This is a genomic window from Pseudomonas knackmussii B13 (assembly GCF_000689415.1).
GTDB classification, from domain to species: Bacteria; Pseudomonadota; Gammaproteobacteria; order Pseudomonadales; family Pseudomonadaceae; genus Pseudomonas; species Pseudomonas knackmussii.
This window is the reverse complement of the sequence record NZ_HG322950.1, coordinates 5683265-5701951: the sequence shown is the minus strand read 5'-3', so window position 1 is coordinate 5701951 and position 18687 is coordinate 5683265. Positions and strand designations below refer to the sequence as shown.

Annotated in this window: 18 protein-coding genes; 13 read left to right on the top strand and 5 right to left on the bottom strand. The window is 67.4% G+C overall.

What is annotated here, in order from left to right; translation table 11 throughout:
• Positions 1-70 precede the first annotated feature (70 nt).
• From gloA to PKB_RS26615, 5 genes are all read left to right on the top strand, one after another.
• On the top strand, positions 71-601 hold the full coding sequence (gloA, locus tag PKB_RS26635; RefSeq protein WP_043256042.1) for a lactoylglutathione lyase: 531 nt from the start codon (positions 71-73) through the stop codon (positions 599-601).
• Between the two features lie 137 nt (positions 602-738).
• Entirely contained in the window at positions 739-1749 is a 1011-nt protein-coding gene (locus tag PKB_RS26630; protein ID WP_043256041.1) for a class 1 fructose-bisphosphatase, read from the top strand.
• The gene (locus PKB_RS26625) at positions 1749-2357 is read left to right on the top strand and encodes a DUF924 family protein (protein WP_043256039.1); all 609 of its coding nucleotides are present in this window, start codon (positions 1749-1751) and stop codon (positions 2355-2357) included. The genes PKB_RS26630 and PKB_RS26625 overlap by 1 nt, the downstream gene beginning before the upstream one ends.
• A gap of 72 nt (positions 2358-2429) precedes the next feature.
• Complete coding sequence (gene bamE / locus PKB_RS26620) at positions 2430-2684, top strand: outer membrane protein assembly factor BamE domain-containing protein (protein ID WP_043256038.1); 255 nt, start codon at positions 2430-2432, stop codon at positions 2682-2684.
• A 1-nt stretch (position 2685) separates the two neighbouring features.
• Complete coding sequence (locus tag PKB_RS26615) at positions 2686-3237, top strand: lipocalin family protein (RefSeq protein ID WP_043256036.1); 552 nt, start codon at positions 2686-2688, stop codon at positions 3235-3237.
• A gap of 124 nt (positions 3238-3361) precedes the next feature.
• Here PKB_RS26615 and PKB_RS26610 read toward each other — a convergent pair whose 3' ends face one another.
• The gene (locus tag PKB_RS26610; protein WP_043256035.1) at positions 3362-4726 is read right to left on the bottom strand and encodes a formimidoylglutamate deiminase; all 1365 of its coding nucleotides are present in this window, start codon (positions 4724-4726) and stop codon (positions 3362-3364) included.
• Between the two features lie 101 nt (positions 4727-4827).
• Between PKB_RS26610 and hutC (PKB_RS26605) the strand changes: the two genes are divergently transcribed.
• A complete protein-coding gene (hutC, locus tag PKB_RS26605; protein WP_043256033.1) occupies positions 4828-5580 on the top strand; it encodes a histidine utilization repressor in 753 nt (250 codons plus the stop codon).
• On the top strand, positions 5577-6164 hold the full coding sequence (locus PKB_RS26600) for a HutD/Ves family protein (RefSeq protein WP_043256032.1): 588 nt from the start codon (positions 5577-5579) through the stop codon (positions 6162-6164). The genes hutC (PKB_RS26605) and PKB_RS26600 overlap by 4 nt, the downstream gene beginning before the upstream one ends.
• 189 nt (positions 6165-6353) lie before the next feature.
• Here PKB_RS26600 and hutC (PKB_RS26595) read toward each other — a convergent pair whose 3' ends face one another.
• Positions 6354-7097 (bottom strand): histidine utilization repressor, encoded by a 744-nt coding sequence (hutC, locus tag PKB_RS26595; protein ID WP_043256030.1) that lies wholly within the window; start codon positions 7095-7097, stop codon positions 6354-6356.
• 83 nt (positions 7098-7180) lie between these two features.
• Positions 7181-8710 (bottom strand): histidine ammonia-lyase, encoded by a 1530-nt coding sequence (gene hutH, locus PKB_RS26590; protein WP_043256028.1) that lies wholly within the window; start codon positions 8708-8710, stop codon positions 7181-7183.
• Between the two features lie 680 nt (positions 8711-9390).
• On the opposite strand from hutH, the gene hutU reads away from it, so the two are divergent.
• The 6 genes from hutU to hutG all read left to right on the top strand — a co-directional run bounded on the left by hutU (position 9391) and on the right by hutG (position 16919).
• Positions 9391-11070: a urocanate hydratase gene (gene hutU / locus PKB_RS26585; protein ID WP_043256026.1), complete on the top strand. Its 1680-nt coding sequence runs from the start codon at positions 9391-9393 to the stop codon at positions 11068-11070.
• A gap of 10 nt (positions 11071-11080) precedes the next feature.
• A complete protein-coding gene (locus PKB_RS26580; RefSeq protein WP_043256011.1) occupies positions 11081-12256 on the top strand; it encodes a CaiB/BaiF CoA transferase family protein in 1176 nt (391 codons plus the stop codon).
• The gene (locus PKB_RS26575; RefSeq protein WP_043256009.1) at positions 12246-13391 is read left to right on the top strand and encodes an acyl-CoA dehydrogenase family protein; all 1146 of its coding nucleotides are present in this window, start codon (positions 12246-12248) and stop codon (positions 13389-13391) included. The genes PKB_RS26580 and PKB_RS26575 overlap by 11 nt, the downstream gene beginning before the upstream one ends.
• Before the next feature lie 110 nt (positions 13392-13501).
• Positions 13502-14899 carry a purine-cytosine permease family protein gene (locus PKB_RS26570; RefSeq protein ID WP_043256007.1) on the top strand — a complete coding sequence of 466 codons (1398 nt, stop codon included), beginning with the start codon at positions 13502-13504 and terminating at the stop codon, positions 14897-14899.
• Positions 14900-14914: 15 nt separating this feature from the next.
• The gene (gene hutI, locus PKB_RS26565; protein WP_043256005.1) at positions 14915-16123 is read left to right on the top strand and encodes an imidazolonepropionase; all 1209 of its coding nucleotides are present in this window, start codon (positions 14915-14917) and stop codon (positions 16121-16123) included.
• Positions 16116-16919, top strand: coding sequence for an N-formylglutamate deformylase (gene hutG, locus PKB_RS26560; protein WP_043256003.1), 804 nt, complete (start codon positions 16116-16118; stop codon positions 16917-16919). The genes hutI and hutG overlap by 8 nt, the downstream gene beginning before the upstream one ends.
• Positions 16920-16941: 22 nt before the next feature.
• Here hutG and PKB_RS26555 read toward each other — a convergent pair whose 3' ends face one another.
• Positions 16942-17892, bottom strand: coding sequence for an IS110 family transposase (locus PKB_RS26555; protein WP_043248478.1), 951 nt, complete (start codon positions 17890-17892; stop codon positions 16942-16944).
• Between the two features lie 314 nt (positions 17893-18206).
• Positions 18207-18668: a M23 family metallopeptidase gene (locus PKB_RS26550; RefSeq protein WP_084166843.1), complete on the bottom strand. Its 462-nt coding sequence runs from the start codon at positions 18666-18668 to the stop codon at positions 18207-18209.
• Positions 18669-18687: the final 19 nt, after the last annotated feature.

Here is an 18687-nt window from a genome sequence, read left to right as displayed (position 1 = left end):
GTAGTCCGCTGTTACCCCGTGAGGCGGGCGCGTCGCTAGAATGGCCGCCCGCTTCACGAGGACCTTCCGCATGAGCTTCACCACCGAGCTGCAACCCGGCATCTGCGCGGAGCCGGACGCCGTCACCCAGGACTACGTGTTTAACCACACGATGCTGCGCGTCAAGGACCCGCAGAAGTCGCTGGACTTCTACAGCCGTGTGCTGGGCATGCGCCTGCTGCGCCGCCTGGACTTCGAAGAGGCGCGCTTCTCCCTGTACTTCCTCGCCCACACCCGCGGCGAGCAGGTGCCCGAGGATGTGTCCGAACGCCAGCGCTACACCTTCGGCCGCCAGTCGGTGCTCGAGCTGACGCACAACTGGGGCACGGAAAGCGACGACAGCCAGTACCACAACGGCAACGGCGAGCCGCGCGGTTTCGGCCACATCTGCTTCGCGGTGCCGGACATCCACGCCGCCTGCGCGCGCTTCGAGGCGCTCGGCGTGTCCTTCGTCAAGCCGCTGGACCGCGGCATGAAGAACATCGCCTTCATCGCCGATCCGGACGGCTACTGGATCGAAATCGTCCAGGCCGACCTGAACGGCGCCATCGGCCGCGACTGACGGCCGCGGGAAGCAGGGAACCGCGCGTCAGCCGTGGGCTCCAAGCAGGGGCTGGTCGCGCCGCACAGGAGGCGGCGCGATCGATTCCACGCTAGAATGCGCGCTGTTTTTTTCCTACTTCTCCCTCGGAGCCGTCCATGTCCCGCGTTACCCTGAGCCGCTACCTGATCGAGCAGACCCGCAGTCACAACACCCCGGCCGACCTGCGCTTCCTCATCGAGGTGGTGGCGCGCGCCTGCAAGGAAATCAGCCATGCCGTGTCCAAGGGCGCCCTCGGCGGCGTGCTCGGCAGCATGGGCACCGAGAACGTGCAGGGCGAGGTGCAGAAGAAGCTGGACGTGATGTCCAACGAAATCCTCCTCGAAGCCAACGAGTGGGCCGGCAACCTGGCCGGCATGGCGTCCGAGGAAATGGACCATCCCTACCAGATCCCCGGCCGCTATCCCAAGGGCGCCTACCTGCTGGTCTTCGATCCGCTGGATGGCTCCAGCAACATCGACGTCAACGTCTCGGTCGGCACCATCTTCTCGGTCCTGCGCTGCCCGCAGGAGCACCTGAGCCAGAACGACAGCCTGAGCGAGGAAGCCTTCCTCCAGCCTGGCACCAAGCAGGTCGCGGCCGGCTACGCCATCTACGGCCCGCAGACCATGCTGATCCTGACCCTGGGCAACGGCGTGAAGGGCTTCACCCTGGACCGCGAGCTGGGCAGCTTCGTGCTGACCCACGAGAACATCAGCGTGCCGACCAGCACCGCCGAGTTCGCCATCAACATGTCCAACCAGCGCCACTGGGAAGCCCCGGTGAAGCGCTACGTCGACGAGCTGCTGGCCGGCAAGGAAGGCCCGCTGGGCAAGAACTACAACATGCGCTGGATCGCCTCGATGGTGGCCGACGTGCACCGCATCCTGACCCGCGGCGGCGTGTTCATGTACCCGCGTGACGCCCGCGAGCCGGAGAAGCCCGGCAAGCTGCGCCTGATGTACGAAGCCAACCCGATGTCCTTCATCATCGAGCAGGCCGGCGGCGCCGCTACCAACGGCACCCAGCGCATCCTCGACATCAAGCCGGAAAGCCTGCACCAGCGCGTCGCCGTCTTCCTCGGTTCGAAGGAAGAAGTCGAGCGCGTCACCGGCTACCACCAGGCCTGATGACCTCGGTACCCGCCTGGCAGGCGTTGCTGGACTGGTGGTTCGGCGACGCCCTGAGCGCCAGTGACGTCGCCGCCCAGCGCCACGGCCTATGGTTCGGCAAGAGCGCCTGCGAGGACGTGGCCTCGGACCTGCGATTCGGCGGTCCGACGCGCCAGGCCCTCGATGGCGGGCTGGCCGACTGGGCTGGCTCGGCGCAAGGTTGGCTGGCGCTGATCTTGCTGCTGGACCAACTGCCGCGGATGATCTTCCGCGACTCGCCGCGCGCTTTCGCCGGCGATTCGCGCGCCCAGGCCCTGGTGCGCAAGGGCATTGCCGCCGGGCTGGACCGCCAGCTGCAGGCGATCGAGCGGGTCTTCGTCTACATAGTGCTCGAGCACGCCGAGGACCTCGCCCTGCAGGACCAGGCGGTGCAATGCTTCGCCGAGCTGCACGAGACAGCGGACGAGCAGGACAAGCCGCTGTTCGCCGACTTCCTTGACTATGCCGAAAGGCACCGCGCGGTGATCGCGCGCTTCGGCCGCTTCCCCCATCGCAATGCGATTCTGGGCCGCGAATCCAGCGCCGAAGAAGTGCAATTCCTTACGGAACCCGGCTCACGTTTCTGACTCCAAGGCAGCGCCTCGGGCCTGGCCTGTGCCAAGATTGACCGGCGGCCCCCATCTGCCAAGGAGTTGCCCATGACCTTCCGCCGTATCGCCCTGCTTGCTCTCTGCATCGCCATCAGCGCCTGCAGCAAGATCAACCAGGAAAACTATTCCAAGCTCCAGGCCGGCATGACCAAGGCGGACGTCGAGAAGCTGCTCGGCAAGCCCACCGAGTGCGCCGGCGCGCTGGGCTTCGCCAGCTGCACCTGGGGCGACCAGAAAACCTACATCAGCGTGCAGTACGCCGGCGACAAGGTGCTGATGTTCTCCGGCGAAGGACTCAAGTGACATGCGCGCCCTGACACTGCTTGTGCTGGGCGCCGCGCTGGCCGGTTGCGCCGGACACTCGCCCGAGCCGCCGGCCACGGTCCAAGTCGATCCGCAGCGCTACCAGGGCACCTGGTACGAGCTGGCGCGCAAGCCGATGATCTTCCAGCGCGCCTGCCGGCAATCGGAGGCGCACTACAGCCTGCGCGCCGACGGCAGCCTCGAGGTGCTCAATCGCTGCCGCACGGACGACGGCAGTTGGAAGCAGGTGGTCGGCACGGCGACGCCACAGGTGCCCGGCCGCACCGACGCCTTCTGGGTGCGCTTCGATAACTGGCCGACGCGGCTCTTCCCCGACCTGGTGCGCGGCGACTACCAGGTGCTCTACGTCGATGCGGCCTACCAGACCGCGCTGGTCGGCAGCCGCGACCGCGACTACCTCTGGCTGCTGTCGCGCCAGCCGAGCCTGCCCGAGCCCGTCCTGCGGCGCCTGCTGGCCGAGGCCAACCGGCGCGGCTACGACACTGCCGACCTGATCTGGCGCAGCGACGACAGCGCCATCGGCAAGCCCTGAAATGCAAAACGCCCCGAAAGGGGCGTTTTGCATATGGGGCTCTTCGTAGGAGCGAGCTTGCTCGCGAAAGGCCCCGCAGCGGGGTTGGTTCGCGAGCAAGCTCGCTCCTACAGGTGTGTGTCGATCAGCCCAGCAGTTGGCGCAGCACCGTGGTGAATTCCTCGGCGCTGCTTTCTTCCAGCGCGTGGCGGCGTTCGCGCACCACCCATTGGCCGTTGACCATCACGTCGCGCACCTGGCGGTCGCCACCGGCGAACAGCCAGCGGTTGAGCAGGGCGTCGTTCCCCGCGGTCGCCAGGTAGGGATCGTGGCCGTCGAGCACCAGCAGGTCGGCGCGCTGGCCTTCGGCGAGCTGGCCCACCGGCTGGCCGAGGGCCTGGGCGCCGCCGAGCAGCGAGGCTTCGTAGAGGGTCTGGCCGACGTTCGGCTGCTTCTCGCGGTAAAGGCGGTTGCGGCGCTGGTCGCGCAGGCGCTGGCCGTACTCCAGCCAGCGCAGTTCCTCGACCACGCTGAGCGAGACGTGGCTGTCCGAACCGATGCCCAGGCGGCCGCCCTGGGCGAGGAAATCCACCGCCGGGAAGATGCCGTCGCCGAGGTTGGCTTCGGTGGTCAGGCACAGGCCGGCGACCGCTCGACTCGCGGCCATCGCGCGGACTTCGTCGGCTACCGCGTGGGTCGCGTGGACCAGGCACCAGCGCTCGTCCACTTCGATGTTGTCGTACAGCCACTGCAGCGGGCGGCGGCCGCTCCAGGCCAGGCAGTCATCGACTTCCTTCTGTTGCTCGGCGATGTGAATGTGGATCGGCCCTTCGCTGAAGTCCGACTCCAGCACGTCGGTGATCTGTTGCGGGGTCACCGCGCGCAGCGAGTGGAAGCACAGGCCGACACGTTGCGCCGGCTGCCCGGCAAGACGGCTGCGCAGGTTCGCCTGCAGGTCGAGGTAGGCGTCGGTGCCGTTGATGAAGCGCCGCTGCCCCTCGCTCGGGGCCTGGCCGCCGAAGCCGGAATGGGAGTAGAGCACCGGCAGCAGGGTCAGGCCGATACCAGCTTCGCGGGCGGCCTGGCTGATGCGCAACGACAGCTCCGCCGGGTTGGCGTAGGGGCGGCCGTTGCCGTCGTGGTGCACGTAGTGGAATTCGGCGACGCCGGTGTAGCCGGCCTTGAGCATCTCGATGTACAGCTGGCGGGCGATGACCTCCAGCTGTTCCGGGGTGATGCGGCCGACCAGGCGGTACATCAGCTCGCGCCAGGTCCAGAAGCTGTCGTTGGGGTTGCCCGCCACTTCGGCGAGGCCGGCCATGGCGCGCTGGAAAGCGTGCGAGTGCAGGTTCGGCATGCCCGGCAGCACCGGGCCGGCGAGGCGTTGCGCGCCTTCGGCGCTGGCGCCTACCTGGACCTGGGCGATCAGCCCCTGGGCGGAAACCTCGAAGCGGACGGCGTCGGCCCAGCCCGTGGGGAGGAGGGCGCGTTCGGCGTAATAGGCGGGCATAATCATGCTCCTGCACGCATGGATTTATTTGTATATACATATACAGACGTTCATGGGCTGCGTAAACTGCCGTTGAGGTCATCCCGCCAAGGAGCGCTCCGATGCCGAATTCACACCCTTCGTCCACGCCGCTGGCTGCGCAGCTCGGGGAAACGCCGGCGCCGCTGTACGCGCGGGTCAAGCAGATGATCACCCAGCAGATCACCAGCGGCGCCTGGCCGGCGCATCACCGGGTGCCCTCCGAGAGCGAGCTGGTCGCCGAGCTGGGCTTCAGCCGCATGACCATCAACCGCGCGCTGCGCGAGCTGACCGCCGATGGCCTGCTGGTGCGCATGCAGGGCGTGGGTACCTTCGTCGCCGAACCCAAGGGCCAGGCGGCGCTGTTCGAGGTGCACAACATCGCCGACGAGATCGCCAGCCGTGGCCACAGCCACCGCGCCGAGGTCATCGTCCTCGATGAGGTCAAGGCGACGCCGGAGCGCGCCATGGCCCTGGACCTGCGCGAAGGCCAGCGCCTCTTCCACTCGCTGCTGGTGCACTTCGAGAACGGCGTGCCGGTGCAGATAGAGGAGCGCTACGTCAATCCGCAGGTCGCGCCGCACTACCTGGATCAGGACTTCACCCGCGACACGCCCAACGCGTACCTGATGGCGCTGGCGCCGATGACCGAGGGCGAGCACGTGGTCGAAGCCGTGCTGGCCACGGCCGCCGAATGCAAGCTGCTGAAGATCGAGCGCGGCGAGCCCTGCCTGCTGATCCGTCGTCGCACCTGGTCCGGCCGTCAGGTGGTGTCCAGCACCCGCCTGCTGTATCCGGGCACCCGTTACCGACTCGAGGGGAAATTCGAACAATGATCGACCTGCTGCGCGCCGCGGACTATCCCCGCATGCCCTGGAAGAACGGGGCGGGGACCACCCTGGAGATCACCCGCGACGATGGCGCGGGGCTAGAGGGCTTCGGCTGGCGCCTGTCGATCGCCGACGTCGGCGAGTCCGGCGGTTTCTCGGCCTTCAACGGCTACCAGCGGGTCATCACGGTGCTCGAAGGCGCCGGCATGTCCCTGTGCGTCGATGGCGTGGACTCGCGGCCGCTGCTGCCACTCGATCCCTTCGCCTTCAGCGGCGACAGCCGCGTGCACTGCACCCTGCTGGGCGGAGCGATCCGCGACTTCAACCTGATCTACTCGCCGGCCCGCTACGACGCGCGCCTGCAATGGCTGCGCGTCGATGGCGAACAGCGGCTGTTCTCCTCGCCTGGCGTCTGGCTGCTGTTCAGTTGCGGCGATGGCCTGCGCGTCAGCCTCGACGGGCATGACTGCGGTGTGCTCGGGCAGCACGATTGCCTGCGCGTCGAAGGCGTCGATGGGCTCGCCGAACTGTGCCTGGAGTCGGACGGGCCGGTGAATTGCTGCTTGATCGAGCTCAGCGCGCGGGGCTGATTTCGCGCCGCGCTTCCACCGTACGGCACGAATTCCGACCCCGTAGGGCGAATAACCCCGAAGGGGTTATCCGCCGTGGTCGTACCGGTTGGCGGCGCATAACCGCGAACGCGGTTATGCGCCCTACGGGTGGATCGGCGCGAGGGTTTTCGCGGATGAGATCCGCTCCTACGCCGGGCGGGTCTGGCGCTATCCCGCGCGATTGACACCGTTCACCGGCATGCGGCTGCCCAGGCGGTAGCGCGACGACGGGTGGACGAAGCGCACATAGGTCACCGCCTTGTTCTGCACCCAGGTCCGGCGCATCAGCACCAGGCAGGGTTCGTTGCCTTCCAGTTCGAGCAGTTCCGCTTCCGCCGGTGTGGGCAGCACGGCGTCGACGATGTGCTCCATCTCGTCCGGTGCGATGGTGTTAAGCAGGTACTGGGACGGCTGCAGGTCGTTGTCGAACCTTTGCAGCAGCAGCTCCGGAATCAGCTCGGGATTCACGTAGCGGTCTTCCAGTTGCACCGGCACGCCTTCCTCGCAGTGCACGCAGGTGACGTGGAACACCGAGCTGCCTGTGGGCAGTGACAGCGCGGCCGCGACCGGCATCGAGGCCGCCTCGCGGGTCAGGGTGATCAGCCGGCATTCGTAGGTGTGGCCGCGGGCGCGGACCTCGTCGGCGAGGTTGGCGATCATCAGCAGGTTCGACTGCGGCTTGCGGTCGGCGACGAAGGTGCCGACGCCGGAGAGGCGCACCAGGCGCCCCTCGGCGGTCAGCTCGCGGAGCGCGCGGTTTACCGTCATGCGCGACATGCCCAGCTCCGTCACCAGGCGGTTCTCCGAGGGAATCAGGTCGCCGGGCTGCCACTCGCCGGAGCGCAGCCGGTCCTCGACGTAGGACTTGGCCTGGCGGTACAGGGCTTGCGGGGCGGTGGACTTGGCATTCATGGCGCAACGGCTCCGTGGCTGCGGCGAATCGGGCGGGGCGGTCGGCGAGTGTAACCCGCTTCGCGCCCCTGGCCGGTGCGGGCTCAGGCGTACAGCGCGTCGGGCTGCAGCCAGCGGGCGAAGGCGCCGCCCTCGACCCAGGCGCGCGCGGCGGCGATGTCCGGGGCGAAGTAGCGGTCCTCGTCGTAGCCCGGTACCTCGGCGCGGATCATGTTCATTACCTGGACCAGCTTCGGCGAGGTCTGCAGCGGCAGGTGGAAGTCCACGCCCTGGGCCGCGGCGAGCAGCTCCACGGCGACCACCGCCGAGCTGTTGCCGGCCATGTCCAGCAGGCGGCGCGCGGCGAAGGTGGCCATGGACACGTGGTCCTCCTGGTTCGCCGAAGTCGGCAGGCTGTCCACCGAGGCGGGGTGCGCCAGGGTCTTGTTTTCCGAGGCCAGGGCCGCGGTGGTGACCTGGGCGATCATGAAGCCGGAGTTCAGCCCGCCCTCGCGCACCAGGAATGCCGGCAGGCCCGACAGCGCCGGATCGACCAGCTGCGCCACGCGGCGCTCGGACAGCGCACCGATCTCGGCGATCGCCAGGGCCAGCACGTCGGCGGCCATGGCTACCGGCTCGGCGTGGAAGTTGCCGCCGGAGAGCACGTCGCCATCGGCGCTGAACACCAGCGGGTTATCGGAAACCGCATTGGCCTCGCGCAGGAACACGCCGGCGGCGAAGCGCAGGTGGTCGAGGCAGGCGCCCATCACCTGCGGCTGGCAGCGCAGCGAGTACGGGTCCTGCACGCGCTTGCAGTGGATGTGCGACTGGTTGATCTGGCTGTCGTGCAGCAGGCCGCGGTAGAGCGCGGCCACGTCGATCTGCCCGGGTTGGCCGCGCACCGCCTGGATGCGTGCGTCGAAGGGTACGTAGGAGCCTTTCAGCGCCTCGACGGTCAGGCTGCCGGCGACTACCGCAGCGGAGAACAGCTTCTCGGCGGCGAACAGGCCACGCAGGGCGAGGGCGGTGGATACCTGGGTGCCATTGATCAGCGCCAGGCCTTCCTTCGGCCCCAGCTCCAAGGGTTCCAGGCCGGCGATGGCCAGGCCTTCGACCGCCTCGAGGATGCGCCCTTCATGACGCACCTGGCCAACGCCGATCAGCACGGCGGACATGTGCGCCAGCGGCGCCAGGTCGCCCGAGGCGCCCACCGAACCTTGCGACGGAATGCACGGGAAGACCCCGGCCTGGTGCAGCTTGCGCAGCCCCTCGATGACTTCCCAGCGCACGCCGGAGAAGCCGCGCGCCAGCGAGGCCGCCTTCAGCGCCATGATCAGGCCGACGGTGGCGTCGTCGAGCAGCGGGCCGGTGCCGGTGCAGTGCGACAGCAGCAGGTTGCGCTGCAGCTTGGTCAGCTGGTCGCCAGGGATGGAGGTGCGCGCCAGCAGGCCGAAGCCGGTGTTGATGCCGTACACGGTGCGTTGGTTGGCGATGATCTCGTGGACCGTGCGCTGGCTGGCTTGGACGGCGACGAGGCAGCTGTGATCGAGATCGAAGTGGGCGCCCTGCTGGTGGATCTGACGCAGCTGGTCGAGGGTGAAGTGGCCGGGAAGGATGCGGACGCTGTTGGTCATGGAAGTGTTACCTGGCAGTGGGGGCGGACTCTGCCGCGAGGGGATGTCGGTGGCATACATGCCTGTATATACAGCTAGGCAATTAGTGGGCCAGGAAATGCCCGGCGGCGGGCTAGAGCGCTGCGCCGGAATCGGCGGGCTCCGGTGCGGCGCCGGGGTGTCACCGAAAGTGCCAGCGCGTGCGGCGGCCTGTGTAGCGCCTGCTCAGGCTGAGCGGATGCGCGCGGGCGCAGCGGTGGCGCGAAGGCGAGCCGCTGAAGAGGGAAGGTTCGTGCTGTTGTAGCTGTATATACAGATACGCTGGTCGAGCCTGCGCCAGGGCGATGGCGCCTGTGGGGGCCAAGGGGGCTGCTCATGCAGGAAGGCAAGTAATTGTCTGTTACCGGTTCGCCCCGCAATGGGGCGTCATGCTCCAGAAAGTGTCACCGCTGTAGGGCTGGGTAACACCTTGGGCGCCTTGCATCCTCGTCCATCGGGCTGTCTTCGTCGGCCCTGAAATCCCCGCTGGCCGCGTGCTAGACAGGCTGGGTGAATTTTTTCGCAGCCTGTCCTGCCATGTTGGCCCTAGTCATGCATATGCTTGTATGTACAAGTAGATATGTGTGCGGACGTCCAGGCGGCCGCACCGCTAACCCGGTCGCCTAGAAGGCCCAACAGTCACCCGAGTCAGGAGCCATCCCGTGAGCAACTCGAACACCAAATTCCGCGATGTCGAAATCCGTGCCCCGCGCGGCACCCAGCTGAATGCCAAGAGCTGGCTGACCGAAGCGCCGCTGCGCATGCTGATGAACAACCTCGACCCGGATGTCGCCGAAAACCCGAAGGAACTGGTGGTGTACGGCGGCATCGGCCGCGCCGCGCGCAACTGGGAGTGCTACGACAAGATCGTCGCCACCCTTAAAGAGCTGAACGACGACGAGACCCTGCTGGTGCAATCCGGCAAGCCGGTCGGCGTGTTCAAGACCCACCGCGACGCCCCGCGCGTGCTGATCGCCAACTCCAACCTGGTGCCGCACTGGGCGACCTGGGAACACTTCAACGAACTGGATGCCAAGGGCCTGGCCATGTACGGCCAGATGACCGCCGGCTCCTGGATCTACATCGGCAGCCAGGGCATCGTCCAGGGCACCTTCGAAACCTTCGTCGAAGCCGGTCGCCAGCACTACAACGGCAACCTGACCGGTCGCTGGGTGCTCACCGCCGGCCTCGGTGGCATGGGCGGCGCCCAGCCGCTGGCCGCGACCCTTGCCGGCGCCTGCTCGCTGAACATCGAGTGCCAGCAGAGCCGCATCGACTTCCGCCTGAAGACCCGTTACGTCGACGAGCAGGCCACCGACCTGGACGACGCCCTGGCGCGCATCGCCAAGTACACCGCCGAAGGCAAGGCCATCTCCATCGCCCTGCACGGCAACGCTGCCGAGATCCTGCCGGAACTGGTGCGCCGTGGCGTGCGTCCGGACATGGTCACCGACCAGACCTCCGCCCACGACCCGCTCAACGGCTACCTGCCGATCGGCTGGACCTGGGACCAGTACCGCGACCGCGCCAAGACCGATCCGGCTGCCGTGGTGAAAGCCGCCAAGCAGTCCATGGCCGTCCACGTGAAAGCCATGCTCGACTTCCAGAAGCAGGGCGTACCGACCTTCGACTACGGCAACAACATCCGCCAGATGGCCAAGGAAGAGGGCGTGGCCAACGCCTTCGACTTCCCCGGCTTCGTCCCGGCCTATATCCGCCCGCTGTTCTGCCGTGGCGTCGGTCCGTTCCGCTGGGCCGCGCTGTCGGGCAATCCGGAAGACATCTACAAGACCGACGCCAAGGTCAAGGAACTGATCCCGGACGACGCCCACCTGCACCGCTGGCTGGACATGGCCCGCGAGCGCATCAGCTTCCAGGGCCTGCCGGCGCGCATCTGCTGGGTCGGCCTGGGCCTGCGCGCCAAGCTGGGCCTGGCGTTCAACGAGATGGTCCGCTCCGGCGAGCTGTCCGCGCCGGTGGTGATCGGCCGCGACCACCTGGACTCCGGCTCGGTGGCCAGCCCCAACCGTGAAACCGAGGCCATGCAGGACGGCTCCGACGCCGTCTCCGACTGGCCGCTGCTCAACGCCCTGCTGAACACCGCCAGCGGCGCCACCTGGGTTTCGCTGCACCATGGCGGCGGCGTGGGCATGGGCTTCTCCCAGCACTCCGGCGTGGTGATCGTCTGCGACGGCACCGACGAGGCCGCCGCGCGCATCGCCCGCGTGCTGACCAACGACCCTGCGACCGGCGTCATGCGCCATGCCGATGCCGGTTACCAGATCGCCATCGACTGCGCCAAGGAGCAGGGCCTGAACCTGCCGATGATCACCGGCAAGTGAGGCCCGGACGATGAACCCCCTGACCGATAACCCCGCTCCACGGCCGCTGCAGGGCGTGCGGGTGCTGGACCTGAGCCGCGTGCTCGCCGGTCCGCACTGCACTGCCATGCTGGCCGACCTGGGCGCCGAGGTGATCAAGTTCGAAGTGCCCGGGCATGGCGACGACAGTCGCCATCTCGGCCCCTTCAAGGACGGCGAGAGCGTCTACTTCGGCCTGATCAACCGCGGCAAGCGCAGCGTCGAACTGGACTTCAAGGCCAGCGCCGACCTGCTGCGCTTCTACGAACTGGTGGCCGACGCCGACGTGGTGGTGGAGAACTTCCGCCCCGGCGTCACCCAGCGCCTGGGCATCGACTTCGACAGCCTCAAGGCGCACAACCCGCGGCTGATCTACGCGAGCATCTCCGGGTTCGGTCAGGACGGCCCGCTGTCGCGGCGCCCGGCCTACGACATAGTCGCGCAGGCGATGTCCGGGTTGATGAGCGTCACCGGCTTCGAGCAGACGGGCCCGACCCGCAGCGGCGAGGCCCTGGGCGATCTCTGCGCCGGGGTCTACGCGGCCTGGGCGATCAGTAGCGCGCTCTTCGCCCGCGAACGCGGCGCCAGCGCGCAGTACATCGACGTGGCCATGTTCGACGTGCTGGTCAGCCTGCAGATGACCGGGCTGTCCAACCTCTTCGCCAACGGTCGCGCGCCGGGCCTGGTGGGCAACCGCCACCCGGTGTCCACGCCCTTCGACACCTACCGCGCCGCCGACGGCCTGGTGGTGATCGCGGTGGCCAGCGACAAGCTGTTCCGGCGCTTCTGCGAAAGCATCGGGCGCGCCGAGCTGGCCGACGACCCGCGCTTCGCCGACGACCCGTCGCGCACCCGCCACGAGCAGGCGCTGCGCGCCGAGATCGAGGCCTGGACCGGCCAGCGCAGCGTCGAGCAGGCCTGCGACCTGCTGCTCGACGCCGGCGTGCCGGCCTCGCCGGTGTGGAACCTCGCCGAGGCCACCGGCAGCGAGCAGGCGCAGGTGCGCCAACTGCTGCTCGACGTCGGCGACGGCGAACCGCCGCTGGTGCCGCAGCCGGTGTTCTTCAACGGGCGCAAGCCCCATGTCACGGCCCGCGCGCCGCGCCTCGGCGAAGGCAATGCGGCGTTCGGCCTCAACGATGTTGCTGGAGCTGTGAATGAACTTTGAAATCGACGCCACCGAGCAGGCCATCGTCGACGCCGCCGAGCGTGTCTGCCGTGAAGTGCTGGCGGCCAACGCGCAACGCTACGACGAAACCGAGAGCTTCTGCGCGGAAAGCCTGAAGGCCCTGGGTGAGCTGGGCTTCATGGGGATCAACCTGCCCGAGCAGTACGGCGGCTTCGGCATCGGCAGCCTGGCGATGAGCGCGGTGGTCGAGGCTGTCTCCGCCGCCTGTGCCTCCACCGCTTCGGCGCTGACCGCGCACTTCCTCGCCACCGACTCGATCCTCATCGGCGGCACCGAGGCGCAGCGCCAGGAATGGCTGCCGCGCTGCGCCAGCGGCGAACTGCTGGGTGCCTTCGGCCTCACCGAACCGGCCGCCGGCTCCAACCCGGCGGACATGCGTACCCGTGCCGTGCGCGAGAACGATGGCTGGCGCATTCGCGGCAGCAAGCACTACATCACCAATGCCCGCGAGGCGGACTTCATCGTCCTCTACGCCAAGACCGACCCGGAAGCGGGCGCCCGCGGCATCAGCGCCTTCATGATTCCCCGGGGCACCGAGGGCGTTACCTTCTCCAACCCGGAGAAGACCATGGGCCTGCGCGGCAGCACCATCTACGAGCTGGCGCTGGACTGCTGGCTGCCCGCGTCGGCGCTGCTGGGCCAGGAAAACCACGGTTTCCGCACGGCGATGGAAGTGCTCGACCGCGGTCGCGTGGAGGTCGCCGCCATGTCGCTGGGCATCGCCCGCGCGGCCATGGAATACGCGCTCAAGTGGGTGGACGAGCGGCAGATCGGCCCCAAGCCGTTGTCCGCCTACCAGGGCACCCAGTGGCGCATCGCCGACATGCACGCGCAGTTCGAGGCCGCGCGCCTGTTGACCATGAAGGCTGCGGCCCGGCGCGACAGCGGCCAGCGTTTCAGCCTGGAGTCGGCCACCGCCAAGCTGTTCGCTGCCGAGGCCTGCGGTTTCATCACCGATGCCGCGCTGCAACTGCACGGCGGCTACGGCTACATCCGCGACCTGCCGCTGGAGCGCTTCGTGCGTGACGCGCGCATCCTGCGGATCTTCGAGGGCACCTCGGAAGTGCAGAAGATCATCATCTCGAGAGCCGTGCTGGAGGCCGCCCGCCAGTGACGGCAGGGGGAGGGGGCGGTGCTTGCGCCGCCTCCGCGAGGAATCAGGATTCGCTGTGCATAAAAACAATGGCGCGGTCGCCGTGAACGGCCGCGAGCGAGGAGAGCTTCATGGCTGGTAAGTCCCTGATCGAAACCCGTTCCATCGACTACATCCCCGAGAAAGAGCGGCACGGCCGCCTGCTCAGCCAATTCACCCTGTGGTTCGGCTGCAACCTGCAGATCACCGCCATCGTCACCGGGGCCCTGGCCGTGGTGCTGGGCGGCGACGTGTTCTGGTCGCTGATCGGCCTGTTCATCGGCCAGGTCTTCGGCGGCGCGGTCATGGCGCTGCACGGCGCCCAGGGGCCGAAACTCGGCCTGCCGCAGATGATCTCCAGCCGCGTGCAGTTCGGTGTGTTCGGCGCCGTGATCCCGCTGGTGCTGGTGTGCATCATGTATGTCGGCTTCAACGCCACCGGTGCGGTGCTTGCCGGGCAGGCTGTCAGCTCCCTGCTGGGCGTGAGCGAGACAGCGGGCATCCTGATCTTCGCCGCGGTGATCGTGGTCCTCACCGTCTGCGGCTACCGGGTCATCCACATCCTGGGCAAGGCGGCCAGCGTGATCGGCGTGGCCGCCTTCGCCTATCTGTTCGTGCGCCTGCTGTCGACCAATGACGTCGGTGTGCTGCTGGACAACCGCCATTTTGCCTGGGGCAGCTTCCTGCTGGCGGTGTCGCTGTCGGCCTCCTGGCAGATCGCCTTCGGCCCCTACGTCGCCGACTACTCGCGCTACCTGCCGAGCCACACCTCGTCGCTGAAGACCTTCCTCGCCGTTGGCGTCGGCTCGGTGCTGGGCTCGCAGGCCTCGATGGTTCTCGGCGTGTTCGCCGCGGCGCTGGCCGGCAAGGCCTTCTCCGGCCAGCCGGTGGCCTTCATCGTCGGTCTCGGCGCCAGCGGCCTGCTGGCTTCGGCGCTGTTCTTCAGCGTGATCCTGGGCAAGACCACCATCTCCACTCTCAACGCCTACGGCAGCTTCATGTGCATCGCCACCATCATCAGCGGCTTCCGCGGCCAGCTGACCATCAGCCGCGCCCAGCGCCTGGTGTTCGTACTGTGCATCGTCGGCCTGTCCACCGGCCTGGCGCTGGCCGGACAGCATTCGTTCCTGGCGGCGTTCAAGTCCTTCCTGCTGTTCCTCCTGGCGTTCTTCACCCCGTGGAGCGCGATCAACCTGGTGGACTACTACGGCATCACCCGTGAGCGCTACGACGTACCGGCCCTGGGCGATCCGGACGGCCGTTACGGTCGTTGGAACTGGATCGGCATCGGCGTCTACGTCTTCGGCGTGCTGATTCAGATGCCGTTCATCGACAGCGCCTTCTACAGCGGCCCGATGGTCGAGAAGCTCGGTGGCGTGGACATTTCCTGGCTGGTCGGCCTGGCGCTGCCGGCGCTGGTCTATTACTTCCTGGCTCGCGGCAGCAAGCGCCAGGTTCCGGCGCAGATGGTCCTGCCGAGCCAGGCCTGACGACGAGAGGTAACGATGAAACAGCTCTGGCACAACTGCCACGCGGCGACCATGGTCGGCGGCAAGTACTCGATCATCGAGGATGCGGCCGTCCTCACCGACGGCGAGCGGATCAGCTGGATCGGCCCGCGCGCCGAGCTGCCGGCACATGACGCGCAGCGCAGCCACGACCTGGACGGCGCCTGGCTGACGCCGGGGCTGATCGACTGCCACACGCACCTGGTGTTCGGCGGCGACCGTAGCGCCGAGTTCGAGATGCGCCTGGAAGGCGCCAGCTACGCCGAGATCGCCGCTGCCGGCGGCGGCATCGCCAGCACCGTGCGCGCTACCCGCGAGGCCAGCGAGGACGACCTGCTGAGCAGCGCGGTCCGCCGCGCCCGGCCGCTGTTGGCCGACGGCGTGACGGTGCTGGAGATCAAGTCCGGCTACGGCCTGGACCTGACCAGCGAGCGCAAGATGCTGCGCGTCGCCCGCCGCCTGGGCGAAGTGCTGCCTGTGACGGTGCGCACCACCTGCCTGTCGGCCCACGCGCTGCCGCCGGAATACGCCGGGCGCGCCGACGACTACATCGACCTGATCTGCAGCGAAATCCTCCCGGCGCTTGCCGCCGAGGGGTTGGTCGACGCGGTGGACGCCTTCTGCGAGCACCTGGCGTTCTCCCCGGCGCAGGTCGATCGGGTGTTCAAGGCCGCCAAGGCCCTCGGCCTGCCGGTCAAGTTGCACGCCGAGCAACTGTCGTCGCTGCACGGTTCGAGCCTGGCGGCGCGCTACCAGGCGCTTTCGGCCGATCACCTGGAATACATGACCGAGGAAGACGCCATTGCCATGGCCGCCGCTGGCACCGTTGCCGTGTTGCTGCCGGGTGCCTTCTTCGTCCTGCGCGAAACCCAGCTGCCGCCGATGGACGCGCTGCGCAAGCACGGCGTGGCCATCGCCCTGGCCAGCGACCTCAACCCCGGCACCTCGCCGGCGCTGTCGCTGCGCCTGATGCTGAACATGGGCTGCACCGCCTTCCGCCTGACCCCGGAAGAAGCGCTGGCCGGCGTGACCCTGTACGCCGCTCGTGCGCTTGGCCTGGAAGCCGACCACGGCAGCCTGGAAGCGGGCAAGCTCGCCGACTTCGTCGCCTGGGACATCCAGCGCCCGGCCGAACTGGCCTACTGGCTCGGCGGCGACCTGCCCAAGCGCATCATTCGCCACGCAGAGGAAATCACCTGTGGATAACGTCCTGAGCTTCAGCCGCGGCCGCGTACCGCTGCTGATCAGCATGCCGCACCCGGGCGTGCGCCTGACCCCGGCGGTGGCCGCCGGCCTGGTCGACGAGGCGCAGGAGCTGGCCGACACCGACTGGAACATTCCGCGCCTGTACGACTTCGCCGAGGAGCTGGGCGCCAGCACCCTGGCGGCCAACTATTCGCGCTACGTCATCGACCTCAACCGCCCGGCCGACGACCAGCCGCTGTACGCCAGCGCCACCACCGGCCTGTACCCGGAAACCCTGTTCGACGGCCGCCCTCTTTATAAGGAAGGCCAAACTCCGTCGAAGGAAGAGCGCGCGCGCTACCTGGCGGAAGTGTGGACGCCTTACCACCGCACCCTGGAAGAGGAGCTGGCGCGGCTGAAGGCCGAGTTCGGCTACGCCTTGCTGTGGGATGCGCACTCGATCCGCTCGCACATCCCGCACCTGTTCGACGGCCGCCTGCCGGACTTCAACATCGGCACCTTCGCCGGCGCCAGCTGCGATCCGCAAATCGCCGAGCGCCTACAGGCAGTCTGCGCCGAGGCGGTGGGCTACAGCCATGTGCTCAACGGTCGCTTCAAGGGCGGCCACATCACCCGCCACTACGGCCAGCCGCAACAAGACGTGCACGCGGTGCAGCTCGAACTGTCGCAGTGCACCTACATGAACGAGATAGCGCCCTTCGACTACCGCGAGGAACTGGCTGGCCCGACCCGCGCGGTGTTGCGGCAGATGCTCGAGAGCTTCCTCGCCTGGGGGCGGGAGCGTTACGGGCGCTGATCGACTGCACCTGTAGGAGATTCTATGTCAATGACGGCTCCTGCTTTGGAGGCTGGTAGCTGGTCTGGGATTGCATCAGGGCAAAGGCAATTCGGGCCAATTTGCGGGCGAGGATAGTCAGGGCCTCGATCTTCTTCAGGCCGCGCGCCAGGTAGCTTTGGTAAAGGGCCTGCCAGCGCTGCGTGCGCGCTGCCGCCATGGCCGCGTTGTGGAGCAGCCGACGGATTTCAGGGTCCCCTTGCTTGGTCAGCTTTCGTCGGCCGCTATAGCGGCCGGACTCCTTGAGCCGCACATCCAATCCGATAAAGGCGATGAAGGCATCGCTATTGCGAAAACGTCCCCGCAGAAATGCCAGGTTCAGGGCCGCTGCCGTCAGCGGTCCGATCCCTTCGATGGCCTGGCAGCGCTTGCTTTGCTCCATTAGGCCAGCCTCTCGCAGCGCCTGTTGAATCTCTTTCTCCAGGCGTGACTCCAGTGTGGCCATTTGCTTGAGAACAGGCTTTAGCGCCTTGGCCAAGGAGCGATCCTGGGAAAAGCTCTGGCGCAACGAGATGGCGCTACGGACCAGTGCAGCACGCCGATGCAGCAGTGTCTGCAGGCGGCAGTAGGCCTTGCTCGGCGGCTGCCAAGGCTCCAGTTGCGCTTGTTCGTGGGTCAGGTAACGGGCCAGCAGCAGGGCATCGCTGCGATCATCCTTGTTTCGCCCACCAATCCCCTTGCGGTAGTTGCTCAGGCGAAAGCCATTGATGACGTAGATCCGATGTCCCCGCGCATGCGCCAGGGTCGCAACATCCATGTGATAGGTGCTGGTCGCTTCGATCGCGATGGCGCAGCAGGGAGGGAGGGTTTTCAGCCAGGCCTTGATAGTGCGGACGTCATTGGCCAGTTCGAATACCTCGCCCGAGCGTGTATCGCAGAGGCTCAGCGACTCCTTGGCGACATCGATACCGATAACCGGAACTTGGCTTGTCATGGGGTTCTCCGACAGTGAAGATGGTCCAACCTGTCGGGAGCTCACATTGGCGCAGGCTTGCCGGTATTGTCGGTTTGAGCGGCTACTCAATCCGATGGATTCCTTATCGGCGCTTGTCGTGAGCGGGTGGGTGGGGGAAGTCTCCTACCGTCTGGCTTGCAGAAGCGGATCTTGTCCCTCCACACCCCGACAGGTTCCTACCCTAACGCCATACAAGCGGACCTTGTCCGCGAATCGCGCGCACGGCGCGCTCCTACAGGGAAGCTTCGGTGCTGGGATTTCGCGGATGAGATCCGCTCCTACAAAGCCCGTGGTCAGGGCGCCTGGAGATAGGCACCCGGGTCGATGAAGAACATCTTCTTCCAGCCCTGACTTTCCCGGGTCATCGCCCAGGGGCGCGGCAGCAGCGACAGCACTGAATAGTGCAGGTGCGGCGGCCGGCCATTGGCGTTGCCGCTGGTGCCCACCGTCCCGAGCACTTCGCCACGACTGACCGGCTCCAGCGGCGAGGCGCTCGTGTCCTGCAGGTGCGCCACGTAGTGCAGGCGCCATTTCGGGCCGAGCAGCACCACCACCTTGCCGCCGAGGCTGAGTTCGCCGCGGTACAGCACCAGCCCCGACACGGGCGCGACGACCGGCGTGCCGGAGTCGGCGAAGATGTCTATGCCCTTGTGCACGCCGGATAATCCCCAGGGCTCGTACCAGAAGGAACGCGAATTCCAGTCGCGGCTGCGCGCGCCCTGTACCGGGATCTGCGGATGCTCGGGAAGCAACATGGGCGCGCCGATCAGCACG

What these genes read in the sequence shown, in the direction of transcription:
- hutI (WP_043256005.1), top strand. Translation starts at nt 14,915, where the DNA reads ATGAAACAGCTCTGGCACAACTGCCACGCGGCGACCATGGTCGGCGGC.
- PKB_RS26625 (WP_043256039.1), top strand. Translation starts at nt 1,749, where the DNA reads ATGACCTCGGTACCCGCCTGGCAGGCGTTGCTGGACTGGTGGTTCGGC.
- PKB_RS26615 (WP_043256036.1), top strand. Translation starts at nt 2,686, where the DNA reads ATGCGCGCCCTGACACTGCTTGTGCTGGGCGCCGCGCTGGCCGGTTGC.
- PKB_RS26575 (WP_043256009.1), top strand. Translation starts at nt 12,246, where the DNA reads ATGAACTTTGAAATCGACGCCACCGAGCAGGCCATCGTCGACGCCGCC.
- PKB_RS26570 (WP_043256007.1), top strand. Translation starts at nt 13,502, where the DNA reads ATGGCTGGTAAGTCCCTGATCGAAACCCGTTCCATCGACTACATCCCC.
- gloA (WP_043256042.1), top strand. Translation starts at nt 71, where the DNA reads ATGAGCTTCACCACCGAGCTGCAACCCGGCATCTGCGCGGAGCCGGAC.
- PKB_RS26630 (WP_043256041.1), top strand. Translation starts at nt 739, where the DNA reads ATGTCCCGCGTTACCCTGAGCCGCTACCTGATCGAGCAGACCCGCAGT.
- hutH (WP_043256028.1), bottom strand. Translation starts at nt 8,710, where the DNA reads ATGACCAACAGCGTCCGCATCCTTCCCGGCCACTTCACCCTCGACCAG.
- hutC (WP_043256033.1), top strand. Translation starts at nt 4,828, where the DNA reads ATGCCGAATTCACACCCTTCGTCCACGCCGCTGGCTGCGCAGCTCGGG.
- bamE (WP_043256038.1), top strand. Translation starts at nt 2,430, where the DNA reads ATGACCTTCCGCCGTATCGCCCTGCTTGCTCTCTGCATCGCCATCAGC.
- PKB_RS26550 (WP_084166843.1), bottom strand. Translation starts at nt 18,668, where the DNA reads ATGTTGCTTCCCGAGCATCCGCAGATCCCGGTACAGGGCGCGCGCAGC.
- PKB_RS26600 (WP_043256032.1), top strand. Translation starts at nt 5,577, where the DNA reads ATGATCGACCTGCTGCGCGCCGCGGACTATCCCCGCATGCCCTGGAAG.
- hutC (WP_043256030.1), bottom strand. Translation starts at nt 7,097, where the DNA reads ATGAATGCCAAGTCCACCGCCCCGCAAGCCCTGTACCGCCAGGCCAAG.
- PKB_RS26555 (WP_043248478.1), bottom strand. Translation starts at nt 17,892, where the DNA reads ATGACAAGCCAAGTTCCGGTTATCGGTATCGATGTCGCCAAGGAGTCG.
- PKB_RS26610 (WP_043256035.1), bottom strand. Translation starts at nt 4,726, where the DNA reads ATGCCCGCCTATTACGCCGAACGCGCCCTCCTCCCCACGGGCTGGGCC.
- PKB_RS26580 (WP_043256011.1), top strand. Translation starts at nt 11,081, where the DNA reads ATGAACCCCCTGACCGATAACCCCGCTCCACGGCCGCTGCAGGGCGTG.